The organism is Gimesia algae (assembly GCF_007746795.1).
Taxonomy (GTDB): domain Bacteria; phylum Planctomycetota; class Planctomycetia; order Planctomycetales; family Planctomycetaceae; genus Gimesia; species Gimesia algae.
Genome location: NZ_CP036343.1, coordinates 2,524,117 through 2,536,978 on the forward strand (window position 1 = coordinate 2,524,117; position 12,862 = coordinate 2,536,978).

Sequence of the window (12,862 nt, forward strand, 5' to 3'; positions counted from 1 at the left end):
CAAATCAGTATCCGCTGATACATTTTACTATTTGTATTCAGAAATCCGTTAATCCTTCATCAGTTGTTTCAGCTCCGCCTGCAGCTGTTTGACCGTCTCTTTCGCCGCCGGATCGTTGATCAGGTTCTGCATTTCATACGGATCATGCTGCACGTCGTAGAGTTCGTTCATCCCATCCAGTTCATTGAATTGAATATACTTCCACCGAGGCGTGCGAACCGCCGTGTAACCCATTTTGACCAGCCGCGGAAACACGGTGTCACTGTTGTACTCCACCAGGAACGACTGCCGCCAGTCCGCCGGATGCTCCCCTTTGAGCAACGGAACCAGGCTGCGACCATCATACGTCTGATCCGTTTTGACATGCGCCAGATCCAGCATCGTCGGCGCCAGGTCCACACTCACCGCAAATTCGTCGATCAGCGTGCCCGCTTTGATCAGAGGCGGATAACGCACGAGTAAAGGCACGCGAATCCCCTCTTCATAAGGAAGCCGCCGTTCCACACTCAAACCATGCTCGCCATACCAGTACCCGTGATCGCTGGTGAAGACAAATACCGTGTCGTCAAGTTTTCCCTGCGACTCTAACAGTTTGCAGAGCGAACCCACCCCTTCATCAATGCCGGCCAGCATCCGCAGTCGATCGCGGATCACTTCATCACTGGTACCCGTCTTCTGACTTAATGGCGGCAGCCCGGCCACACTTCGTTTTAATGCTCGTTTGCCTTCGAGCGTGTCCACCACATTCAAACGACGGGGAATCGCATCATCGCTGTACAGTTTTTCGTGTCGCTTGGCGGGCATGAACTTCGCTGCGGAGGGATCGGTAATACTGCCATCGTCGCGTTGCGTCAGTTCCGGATGCAACGCCTTGTGTGCAATATACAGACAGAACGGTGTCTCACCCTGCGCTTTGACGAATTCATTCACCTTCTGATTCAGCACATCCGTTGTATGCCCCTTGATCTGAATCCGCTTGCCATTGATATTCAACGTCGGATCAAACGATGTCCCTTGCCCCTTCATACTTACCCAGTGATCAAAACCGGGGCGGGCTGTATCATCATTGCCCATATGCCATTTGCCCACATAGGCAGTCGCATAACCTGCTTTTCGAAGTTCCTGCGGAAATGTTTTCAGCGTATGACTGTGTTCGCTGCGGTTGATGTTATCGAAAATACCATGGTTGTGCGTGTACCGCCCCGTCAACAGGCAGGCTCGCACGGGAGAACAGAGGGGCGTCGAACAGAAGGCATTCCGGAACCGGGCCCCCTCGCGAGAAATCCGATCAATATGCGGCGTCCGCACAAACGGATGCCCCATGCACCCTATCTCGTCCCAACGCAGGTCGTCCACCAGAACCACAACCATATTAGGCTGCGTCGGGGCTTCTTTCGCAGAAACCACATTCAGAGTCGAACAGACAATCAGAACACACCAGACCAGAGCCTGCAGCATGACAAACCGGGGAAAACGTTTCACGAAAACTGCTCCTGGTTGAGATTCAATAATCATTGTCTGAGCACACTGACGAACAAGTTGAAACTTCACTGTATCAGACTGCTCGGGTGAATCAAGTAAACTGGTAGCTTTGATGAAACAGTAACCTGATCGGATTCCTATCTGGTCTTCCAGACCTCGGGAACCAGCACATCACCACAAACTGTACATTCACACAACAAAACCCCATACAGGTCATGCCGGTTATACGGGTTGCTCCCATGAGACGGCCCTTGAAACCCCTGCTGCAGTTCGAAACGGGAGAACGGGTTTATCAAGCATAATCCGAAGAACCGATCAGAGAAGAGGATTCGTATTCTCTTACTCATAGCCAGGATCTCAGGATGAGACAGTGGTTTAACAAATTGATCTGTCTCTGCTTTGCAGTGACGATACTCATACAGACGCTCGTGCCCTGCGCAGCCTGCTGCAGTCATCATCATGAGCCGGATGCACATTGGGAGGCAACTCATGTCTGTCACCATCATGGCCACGCCAATCCGGCTTTTGAAACCGCTCATCAAATTCCCGACTCACACTGCCCGTTTTGCGTTTGTGGGGTGAAGCGAAATCTGGTCCTGACTCCCAACAAAACACCTCGGTTACAGAACCCGAACCTGTGCTGTTTAAGCAGCCTGCTGGCTTCCGGCGATCAAACCTTTGAACTCGCCATAATCAGAATCGGGCCGCCGAATGATACTTATAAAAATCAATGCTCCATCGTCACAGCCCTGGGGAGGCATCTCATTTAAACCGGGCACAACTCCGTTTGTGTCTGATCTAATTCTTCTCCCCTGAAAAGTAACGATGTAAGGAATCTTCCATGATTCATTCACGACTGATTCGGTTCTGCATGGTCCTGCCATGCTCTTGCCTGGTCTCCTGCGCCCACTTCAGTGAGACGACTGTCACTAAACACAAGACGCCTGCCAGTATTGATGTTGTCCAGCAGGAAGACACTCCCCCATCGTCTCAAAAGACGGTTAAGAAGAAGGTCTCAAAGTCAAACCAACTCGCTGATGCCTCTCGTTCAGAAGTCACCGAAAACAGCAGAACGCAACAGGCTGATCAGGACATCATCATTCCGCTGGACGATATTTCCAGTGAAGCCGATCAATTCCTCCAGACCGGATTTCAACCCAAAAGCACAACCATCCCCCCTGCTCCCGGAATAGGCGCTGATGAAAACACACCGGCTGAACCGGACCTGATCTCTATGAACCTCGATCTGGACACCCTGCTGCAGATGGCGATGGAATCGAACCCCACGCTCGCGGAAGCGAACGCGGTCGTCTATAAAGCCGAGGGGATCAAAACCCAGGTCGGCCTGCGTCCCAACCCCGTCTTCGGATATTCCGGTAACGAAATTGGAAACGATGGCAGAGCCGGTCAGCAGGGAGCCTTCTTCAGCCAGACTTACGTGCGAGGCAACAAGCTGCAACTCAACCAGGATGTCGCCCATCACGATGTGCAGTCCCTCTCCTGGCAACTGGAAGCGCAGCGGTTTCGCGTCAGTAACGATGTCAAATCGCAGTTCTACGCCACCCTCGGTGCCCAGAAACGGCTGGAAATCACTTTGAAACTGGAGAAAGTTGCGGATGCCGGCGTCGAGATTGCACAGTCGCTTTATAAAGCAGGTCAGGCCGCTCAGCCCGATATCCTGCAGGCCGAAGTCCAGTTGGGAGAAGTTCGCATCCTGCGTCAGAACGCCGAGTACGATCTCGAATCTGCCAAACAGCAGCTCGCAAGCCTCGTCGGCCATGAAGACCTTTCCTATTATTCATTCAGCGGAGAACTCGACGTCGATACCGTGAAATGGGACTGGGACGAAGCATACAGCAACCTTGTCACCAACAGCCCGGAAATCCAGGCGGCGTGTGCACAAGTCAATCGGGCCCGCGCCCAGATCGCCCGTCAGGATGTCCAGGCCATGCCGAATGTCCTCGCCCAGATCGGTGCCGCCCACGACAATGCCACAGGCTCTGATATCGCGAACGTCCAGATCGGTCTACCCATCCCCATCTTCAACCGCAACCAGGGGAATATTGAAACAGCCAACTCCGAATACCATCGCGCCGTCAAAGAAGTCGAACGCCTTCAGCTCTCTCTCAAAGTCGAACTCTCCAAAGCGTACCGCGACTACAAGAAATCGCTGAAACAGGTCGAACGTTATCGGGAAGACATCCTGCCCCGCGCCCAGAAAAACCTCGATCTCACCACCCAGGGTTACGAAAGTCAGCAGTTTGACTTCCTGCGTGTCTTAACCGCACGTCGCACCTACTTCGAAACCAACATCAGTTATGTCAATTCGCTGATCAACCTGAGACAGTCCGAAGTCGGCGTCAATGGCATGGTCCTCTCGGGCGGTTTAAACAGTGTCCAGGATATCTCCCAGGGTGTTGGCGGCACCAGCAACCGCGGACAGGCCCTCAGCGGTCAGTAGTCTCCGTTGATCATTTCCACACGACCAGGTCAACACATCAGACCTGGTCGTGAAAGTTCATTGCTGTCTCTCTCCTCTCCATATCAATTCTGAAACACCTGCATAATCTGCCCTGCTGAGAATCGGATCACCTCGACTGCTCATACTGCACTTGACCCCGTCGCGCCGCCGGCGATTATGCGTTGAACTGAGTCGCGCGCGTGCCCAGTTTACAGTGCACTGAAACACGAGCCACCTGCTCTCGTTCTTCACTACAAATGAGCCTGTTTTTTCCAGATTATCAGTTCGCATATTCACACTCGTTCGTGGTGTATGCCTGCGGGTCGCCGCACTTCGCAGCCCTTCATCCCGGCACCACCTCAACATCGCAATATATCGTCCCGGTATCAACCCATATCGCCACTTCATTCCCCATCTCCACTTGATGCCCCCGCGCCCTTGCATAAGATTTATCCTCGAACAGAATATCCAATAACCGATTCAAAACGAAGCAAAAACCTGCCATATGAGAAACGCCGAATGCCCCGACCATCCAGACGAAAGCATTATTAAAAAGTGACCCAATACACTCAGAACCTGGCATCCAACCCAATCCTTTTTCGTGAAGTTTCGTATTTTTCGTGGTAGAAATAATTCTGTTGGTTGGCTCGTCCAAAAGTGCTGGCACAACCCTCTCATTTCAGAGTTCAAACATCATTATAAAAAAAGCACACCAGCCCCCGCAGATGAAAATCCCGAACCACTGACACCTTCTTCATCTACCTGGAGCAAATCCCATGTAACCATAGCGTCTCTCAATCTAGATACTCGGTACAAATGGCCTCAAAGATGCTACAGTATAACTGGACACCGTCTAACGTATTGTGTGGCCTTCGCTCCGCAATCGAGGAGCCGTGCGTGTCTACAGGAAGGCTGGATCTCGGTCTTCGGAACTGTCTGTTGAAGAACAGATTCGAATTTATGGACATGGGGAATTTTCAGATACGATTACCCTCGAATGCAACATGGTGTGATGACTGGATCATAGGACTCAATGCACATCCGGGGGGCAAAACTGAACAGTGGTCAGAAAATGTCGGAAAAACCTTTGAAAGTTTGACTCTGCATAGGTGTTTTATTAGTCTGGATTTGTTCTTCCCTCAACCCAAATGGGAAATCCCTGTTTAATAGATCCCGTTGCCGGTTACCGATAAACAGATGGTCTGAGGCTTGAAATTCGAGCCGAGAGTTTTCCGAACCAGGGACACTCTGCACCAAAAATAATAGATCAAAGACCGAATCAATCAGATCTATATTCAAAGCAAGGAAACAAAGATTGCACCCAATTACCGTCCTTATACTCGTGTTAATTCCGCTGACTGTGGCTTATGCAATTATGCTTATGGCGAAACGTCTGGGCGTTAATTATTTTGATCACTTTGTGGGTGAAGCAAGCCCTGAAGCTCTTGGCGCGATCCGATTTTGGGTATTTATGATTTTGGTCATGAACGTCGCCTGGGAAGACCTGCCAAGCGTATCCCATCTTCCTGCACAACTGCGGACTAAAATGGGCATTATGTCATTGCTTCACATGATACCGGATTGGGGCTCTGTCTATGCCAGCTACACTAAACTTCTCGCTCTGAAAATTGTAACCCTCACCTTCCTCGTCTTTGCAATGGTCGGATTTAAGACGCGGTTAAGCGTTCCGTGTGCCACTATTCTTGTCTTAATCCACGCTGGAATTTTGCGAGAACATTTTAATTACTATCATACAGGCCTGGTACCAATACTGGTTGGCATCGCATTGTCATTCATGCCCTGCGGACATGGATTGTCGGTTGATCAACACTTTTCCAGAAAAAAAACGGCGGACGCGATTTTACCTTTGGCCGTTTATGGCTGGTCCCGCTACTTATGCTGGGCCGTCATCGCCAGTGCATATGTAATGGCAGGCATTAGTAAAATCCGTAACGGTGGTTTTTGGTGGTGGCACGGTGCCAACTTGAAAAGAATCGTCATGACTGATACGCTCAATCCCATGCACTTCGAGTGGGGGCTCGAACACGAAATTGCCAGCTTGCCGGTCTTCGTCTTTTCAGCCCTGGGCATCTCCGCTGTCGTGGCAGAGTCGCTTTACGGCCTGGTCCTATTCTCAAAACGCGCCCGATTCGTGATACCGATGCTAACAGTGGGAATGCATCTTGGGATATTGTTTTTCCAAGGTATTTTGTTCTTCGACCTCATTCTAATTCAGGCTGTATTTTACAACCTCAGTGAGTGGGTCCCGCAAGCGTGGCGTGGGATAAATACAGTAAATCACGATCCACTGAGCGAAACGCAACGACGCAGACTGCACAAAAAATACTTCAGCGTGCTTATATTTATGACGTTGGGGTTAAGTATCTGCTGGTTATCACGGATCGAGTACTACCCCGCAACGGCAATGCAAATGTATAGCAACACGCAGACAGATGGTTTGATTCATTATAAAAAAGTTTGGGCAGTTTATGAAGACGGACACAAGGAAGAAGCACGCCTCGAAAAGTGGATTGGCGCCGTTGCCGACTCACGATACAGATTCGTTTTAATAAAAGCACCAGAAGCGCAACAAGCATTTTTCAAGGAAATAATAACAATCGCAAATCGTGATTCTCAAAAGAGAAATATTATTCGCTTCGATGTCGAAACCTATCAATGGAACTTCCTCACCGATCAAAACAATCCTGACTTCGGTAGGGTCATTAACATTGCTACGTACCCCAAAGCGGTCACCGAGAAAAAAACACCTTCAAACTCTCCGAACAACTCAAGTAGAAACTGATATCAGAGAAAAAAAAGATTCTACAGCTGGTTACGGACAATTATTGACGAAGACACCTTTGTAATTCCACCCAACAGGATTTTACTACCTCGAAAAACCGCACGAAAGAAACAATGGGTGGTTTTGTGTTATTCGTGGTAACAATAAGTGGTAGTAAAAAATAGATATAAACTGCGGCTGATATTGGTTCCTATTCAACCACCTTCTCACGACACGGAACCGTGATTGCGAAGGTTACGTTCTGCACAGAAGTATTCAATTGCAACATCTATATTCTCCGCAAATTCTTTCTCGTATGAAATTCCTCCAGCATCACCAAGAATTCCCGCTACTATCTGACATCCTTCCAGCGAGCGTATATAGACAGTTCCCTCGGATTCTATTGCAATCCCGTCGTCAGACTGCAATAAAATTTTTATTGTATCTCTGAATTCTTGCTCATTCTCAACCATCTCGATCTCATATAAAAAATGGGGTTTCAAGAATATACCAGCGACACCTTCTTAATTCTGTTCTGTTCTCCATCATGTTATTTGTAAAAGATCACCTGGAAGAAGTGGTGGAATCGCTGTGATTTGTTTCCCCAGATTAGTATAAACCGCGGCTAACACCCTACGGTTAATGTAAAAGAAAAGGGTGGCCCCGGATGCAATCCGGGGTTGTCGCAGACAACAGGAAACTGTCAGGGCAATCGCACAATTCAAAACAACATATCCCACCGGTTCATCATACTGCGTGCCCCATGCGTCCGCCCGCCTGGCAAGTATCGCCCCGGTATCACACACAATGGAAACAGAATGAAACATCTAAATCAGATTTTTCTACCACGAAAAACACGAAACCGCACAAAACAAACAATGGGTGGTTTCGTGCTTTTCGTGGTAGCAATTAATTTTCTTGAACCGCGTTAAAAGCCATCCGTGGTCCCTATTCAATCACTTCAGCACCGCAGCCCAGGCGCGGACCGCTTTTCTGATCGACTTCTCGTCAAAAGCCGCGAAGCCCAGGATCAGCCCGCGGGCCTGTTTCGGTTCCCGGGCATAGATGTGCACCGGATGAAATTCCAAACCGGCCCGCCTCGCAGCGTCCATCAGAGCCCGGTCCTGTTTCGCCGTCTTACCCTGCACCACCAGATGCATGCCCGATTCGGGCGGTTCCAGGTCAAGCTGATCCCCGAACTCGCTCTTTAATGAGTCATACAGGCACGTCTGACGCGTATGGTATAACGATCGCATCTGTCGAATGTGTTTCAGGAACTGACCTGATTCGATAAATCGATGCAGCACCATCTGCATCAACGGCGGCGAGAACCGATCGTTCAACCAGCGGGCGTACGCAAAAGCACCTGCGAGCTGTTCAGGCACAATCAGGAACCCCAGCCGAATTGCCGGAAAGAGCAGCTTGCTGAAAGAACCCATATAAATCGTTCTGCCGCGCTGATCCAGACTGCAAAGTGCCGGATGCGGACGTCCCGTGTACCGAAACTCGCCATTATAGTCATCCTCGATAATCCAGCTCTGCTGCCGTTCTGCTTCCGCCAGTAGTTCCAGCCGCCGATTCAGACTCATCGTCATCGCCAGTGGCCACTGTCCGCCCGGCGTCACATACATCAGCTTCGGAGATTTCTTCCGCGCGGGTACCCGCGTCAGGTCAATCCCTTCCCGATCCACGGGCACGGGGACAATTTTGAATCCCAGCAGTTCCAGTAACTGGTTGGCAGGTGCGTTGCCCGGCTCTTCTACCCAGATCTCATCACGTGGCTCCAGCAGAACCTGTGTCACCAGGTTCAATCCCTGCTGCGCCCCCGACGTGATAATCACCTGCTCCTTACTGCAGGAGACACCCCGCGAAACCCCCATGTACTCGGCAATCGCGGCCCGCAACGGTTCATACCCCTGGGCATCACACTGTTCCAGATGCCGCATCGACCAGCGGGCCTGTTCATTCGCCAGACGATTCCACGCCGCCCGCGGGAACTCTTTCACCGCAGGCAGATGCGGACGGAACGGTTCCGCCTGCGAAGCAAATTCCGGCATCCAACTTGCATACTCATCAAGCAGTTTCCCCGAAGTCGAGAGCGACGCTTTGAAATCATACTCCTGCGTCTGCGTCCCACTCACATTACCAAATTCAAACGCTTCAGGAGGAAACAGGGAGACCTGCGTTCCCGAACCGCTTTCCGATTCCAGGTAGCCTTCGGAAATCAACTGCTCATACGCGGTCAGCACCGTATTCCGCGACACCCCCAGCATCTGCGAAAGCTTGCGACTGGAAGGCACCCGCGATCCCGGCGTCAGCTTTCCGCTGGAAATCCCCTCGCGAATCTGATCTTCCAGCTGCTGATACTGGCTTACATCCGCCGATTTCTCGATAAAAATCGCTTCAAATTCGAATCGTTCTTTCGCGCGTCGGCTCATCAAAGTGGCCCCATCCGATTAACCCAAAGTGGTTCTTTAACGGGTCCATCGTACTGGTATAATCACAGCATCACAAGCAGCTCATTCTGACAATTTCACTGATACATTAAGGAGAGGAAATCATGTCCGGAACCCGCGTCAATTATTACAAACATGTCGGCAAAGCCGCCCAGCACCTGATGGCCATCGAAGAACTGCTCGAGCACACCACGCTCGGCCCGAAACTCCTGGAACTGATCCGCCTGCGCACCTCACAAATCAACGGCTGTTCTTTCTGTGTGAATTACCACACCCAGGTTCTCGGCTTACTGGAAGAGACTCCCGAACGCATCAACCAGGCCGCCGTCTGGGAAGAAGCCCCCTGCTTCACCGATCAGGAAAAAGCCGCTTTTCGCTGGGCAGAAACCCTGACCAAAATCGCCGACACCCGCTTTATCAACGATGACCTGTACCAGGCCACCCTCGACGCCTGGGGCGAAGCCGGCATCAGCGAACTCACACTCGCCGTCGGCATGATCAACACCTGGAATCGACTGGGCATCGCCTTCCACACCGATCACGGCTTCATCGATCAGCTCCTCCGCGCCAAACGCAACGAACTGGCACATGCTTAAAAGGTGTCAGGAACGAATGGCACTGCCTGTTGTTGTGAAAGAGTTTGCGTTCATACGGTTGCTTTTCTTTGTTGATGGTAATGGTATCTTGGTTGCTTCAGCAAAGCCAGCACTTTGGTTCGACGTTTATTAGCCCTGGGTTCTGTTCGGCCGATGCGATGCCCTACACGTTCGCTGCAGGGGACCTGCTGTCCGAGTGTGGCTAATTCCTCAGTCGTTTTTGTAACCGCGCCCAGCAACCAATTCGCAGCCAGCATCTGCTGAGTGGTGGTAAACGAGAGCGAGCGTGGATCTCGGCCTGTCGCCAGGCTACTCTGCAGCATCTTCAATCGAATCAGATTGTACGCCAGCAGACATGACCAGAGTTCGGTGAGCACCATGGCCGGAGACTTTGCACGCAGAATATCCATGCCCAGAGAACACTTGATACTGCGAATGTCCAGTTCGATCAGCCAGCGGCTCTGATACACGGCGGCGATCCAGCGCGCCGGGCATGCTTTCCGATCTGTGATCGTGGTGGCAATCGTAAACGTTTTGACGCGATACCCCGGCTGACTGACCTGCACATCGACCAGGCGCAGAGTGAGTGTCAGCGGCTGTCGCCGGTATTCCTGACGGGCCATCCAGGCAGGACGGACGGGGGGACGTAACCATGTCACCAGGCGCTCTCGCTTGTTCAGTCGGCGTGCGGTTTGCGGATGATCGTCTCGCAGGTGATGGTTCTTCATCAGGATCTGAACGCCCCGCGCATGGCAAGCACTCACCAGCCAGTACGTGCAGTAATACGAGTCTGCCACCAGAGTATCTCCCGGCCGGAGTACATCGAGCATTTGCCAAAGCAGGGCTGTTTCTCCACTCCCTTTACCGCTGTAAGGTCCGCTCACCAGGTCAACCAGCAGTCCGGTAGTCATCGAAATCAGAGAAACGCAGCGGAGAACGGGGAACCCGAGCCCTGGCTTCTGTGCCGGATTCTGCGGATAGGACCGCTGATTCTCAGGCGTATCGGCGGCCGTGATGGTGAAGCCGTCGACAAGCAGAATGCGACCGCCGGTGCTCCGTGATTTCACATCGGCGACGCTGGAAGGACTGAGGCGCGCCGCCGACTGTTCTCGGGACAGGACACTGTTCTGGTCACAGGCCGCTTCGGCATCAGCGGCAAGTTGCCGGACGATCTCACGGATGGCGGTAAAGGACAGTTTGAGTCGCGCCCGACAGTAAGCACCGGTATTCGTGCTGCAGACCCGTCGGCCCAGCGCCGCCCATAAGCTGGCAACACGGATGACGGCTGCCTTACAGCTGCGTTGCTCGCCGGAAAAGAACACCTGAGAGATTAACGCCCAGAGAGTGATTGCCGGTGTGTAAATGGCATCGCATGCTTAAAAGGTGTCAGGAACGAATGGCACTGCCTGTTGTTGTGAAAGAGTTTGCGTTCATACAGTTGCTTTTCTTTGTTGATGGTAATGGTATCTTGGTTGCTTCAGCAAAGCCAGCACTTTGGTTCGGCGTTTATTGGCTCTGGGTTCTGTTCGGCCGATGCGATGCCCTACACGTTCGCTGCAGGGGACCTGCTGTCCGAGTGTGGCTAATTCCTCAGTCGTTTTTGTAACCGCGCCCAGCAACCAATTCGCAGCCAGCATCTGTTGCGTGGTAGTAAACGAGAGTGAACGGGGATCACGGCCTGTCGCCAGGCTACTCTGCAGCATCTTCAATCGAATCAGATTGTACGCCAGCAGACATGACCAGAGTTCGGTGAGCACCATGGCCGGAGACTTCGCCCGCAGGATATCCATCCCCAGCGAGCACTTGATACTGCGAATGTCCAGTTCGATCAGCCAGCGGCTCTGATACACGGCGGCGATCCAGCGCGCCGGGCATGCTTTCCGATCTGTGATGGTGGTGGCAATCGTAAATGTTTTGGCGCGATACCCCGGCTGACTGATCTGCACATCGACCAGCCGCAGAGTGAGTGTCAGCGGTTGTCGCCAGAATTCCTGACGGGTCATCCAGGCAGGACGGACGGGGGGACGTAACCATGTCACCAGGCGCTCTCGCTTGTTCAGTCGACGTGCGGTTTGTGGATGATTGTCACGCAGGTGATGGTTCTTCATCAGGATCTGAACGCCCCGCGCATGGCACGCACTCACCAGCCAGTACGTGCAGTAATACGAGTCAGCCACCAGAATATCACCCGGCCGGAGTGCATCGAGCATTTGCCAAAGCAGGGCCGTTTCGCCACTCCCTTTACCGCTGTAAGGCCCGCTCACCAGATCGACCAGCAGTCCGGTGGTCATCGAGATCAGAGAAACGCAGCGGAGAACGGGGAACCCGAGCCCCGGTTTCTGAGCCGGGTTCTGCGGATAGGCCCGCTGATTCTCAGGGGTATCGGCGGCCGTGATGGTGAAGCCGTCAACGAGCAGAATGCGACCGCCGGTACTCCGTGATTTCACATCGGCGACGCTGGAAGGACTGAGGCGCGCCGTTGACTGCTCTCGAGACTGGACACAGTTCTGGTCACAGGCCGCTTCGGCATCCGCGGCAAGTTGCTGGACGAGATCGCGGATGACGGTAAAGGATAGTTTGAGTCGCGCGCGACAGTAAGCACCGGTATTCGTACTGCAGACCCGTCGCCCCAGTGCCGCCCATAAGCTGGCAACACGAATGACGGCTGCCTTACAGCTGCGTTGCTCGCCGGAAAAGAACACCTGAGAGATTAACGCCCAGAGAGTGATTGCCGGTGTGTAAATGACATCGGGGTCATTGCCAAAGTCGATTTCGTGTTCGTCAAACACCTGCTGCCAGCGTTGATCGTCAAGGACGTCGGCTAGCGGCAGGCTGCTCTCCTGCATCATCGAACGTTTGAAAAGAGAAAATGATGCTGCATTCACTCGGGAAGATGATATAAATGGCATAGGACCTTCCTTGGTCAAATGTTTTGCCCACACCAACCCAAGGAAGGCCCTGCCAGAACGCAGCATAATGCCAGGAGACGTTTTGCCAAACACAATTTCCAGCGAACTGGCAAAAAAATCAGAAAATCAAGCATGTGACGATGTCACATGGGAACCGTTGCGCATACTCAAAGCAA

At 52.2% G+C, this 12,862-nt stretch carries 10 protein-coding genes; 4 read left to right on the forward strand and 6 right to left on the reverse strand.

The annotated features are described in order from the left end of the window. Window positions 1–48: 48 nt before the first annotated feature. Window positions 49–1,482, reverse strand: a complete 1,434-nt coding sequence (locus tag Pan161_RS09165; RefSeq protein ID WP_197995795.1) for a sulfatase family protein — start codon at window positions 1,480–1,482, stop codon at window positions 49–51. A gap of 362 nt (window positions 1,483–1,844) precedes the next feature. Here Pan161_RS09165 and Pan161_RS09170 point away from each other — a divergent pair, with 362 nt between their 5' ends. Together Pan161_RS09170 and Pan161_RS09175 are read left to right on the forward strand one after the other, a co-directional pair. Next, window positions 1,845–2,252: a hypothetical protein gene (locus Pan161_RS09170; RefSeq protein ID WP_145226069.1), complete on the forward strand. Its 408-nt coding sequence runs from the start codon at window positions 1,845–1,847 to the stop codon at window positions 2,250–2,252. Window positions 2,253–2,323: 71 nt separating this feature from the next. Next, window positions 2,324–3,943 carry a TolC family protein gene (locus Pan161_RS09175; protein WP_145226071.1) on the forward strand — a complete coding sequence of 540 codons (1,620 nt, stop codon included), beginning with the start codon at window positions 2,324–2,326 and terminating at the stop codon, window positions 3,941–3,943. Window positions 3,944–4,286: 343 nt separating this feature from the next. Here Pan161_RS09175 and Pan161_RS09180 read toward each other — a convergent pair whose 3' ends face one another. Beyond that, window positions 4,287–4,610, reverse strand: a complete 324-nt coding sequence (locus Pan161_RS09180; protein ID WP_145226073.1) for a hypothetical protein — start codon at window positions 4,608–4,610, stop codon at window positions 4,287–4,289. A 648-nt stretch (window positions 4,611–5,258) separates the two neighbouring features. On the opposite strand from Pan161_RS09180, the gene Pan161_RS09185 reads away from it, so the two are divergent. Then, complete coding sequence (locus Pan161_RS09185) at window positions 5,259–6,746, forward strand: hypothetical protein (RefSeq protein WP_145226075.1); 1,488 nt, start codon at window positions 5,259–5,261, stop codon at window positions 6,744–6,746. A 206-nt stretch (window positions 6,747–6,952) separates the two neighbouring features. On the opposite strand, the gene Pan161_RS09190 is transcribed toward Pan161_RS09185, so the two are convergent. Continuing rightward, window positions 6,953–7,228: a hypothetical protein gene (locus tag Pan161_RS09190; protein ID WP_145226076.1), complete on the reverse strand. Its 276-nt coding sequence runs from the start codon at window positions 7,226–7,228 to the stop codon at window positions 6,953–6,955. 453 nt (window positions 7,229–7,681) lie between these two features. Next, on the reverse strand, window positions 7,682–9,163 hold the full coding sequence (gene pdxR / locus Pan161_RS09195) for a MocR-like pyridoxine biosynthesis transcription factor PdxR (RefSeq protein ID WP_145226078.1): 1,482 nt from the start codon (window positions 9,161–9,163) through the stop codon (window positions 7,682–7,684). A 122-nt stretch (window positions 9,164–9,285) separates the two neighbouring features. Between pdxR and Pan161_RS09200 the strand changes: the two genes are divergently transcribed. Beyond that, complete coding sequence (locus tag Pan161_RS09200; protein WP_145226080.1) at window positions 9,286–9,777, forward strand: carboxymuconolactone decarboxylase family protein; 492 nt, start codon at window positions 9,286–9,288, stop codon at window positions 9,775–9,777. 50 nt (window positions 9,778–9,827) lie between these two features. On the opposite strand, the gene Pan161_RS09205 is transcribed toward Pan161_RS09200, so the two are convergent. Further along, window positions 9,828–11,141, reverse strand: a complete 1,314-nt coding sequence (locus tag Pan161_RS09205; protein ID WP_315851561.1) for an IS4 family transposase — start codon at window positions 11,139–11,141, stop codon at window positions 9,828–9,830. Window positions 11,142–11,207: 66 nt separating this feature from the next. Then, window positions 11,208–12,686 carry an IS4 family transposase gene (locus Pan161_RS09210; protein ID WP_232103358.1) on the reverse strand — a complete coding sequence of 493 codons (1,479 nt, stop codon included), beginning with the start codon at window positions 12,684–12,686 and terminating at the stop codon, window positions 11,208–11,210. Window positions 12,687–12,862: the final 176 nt, after the last annotated feature.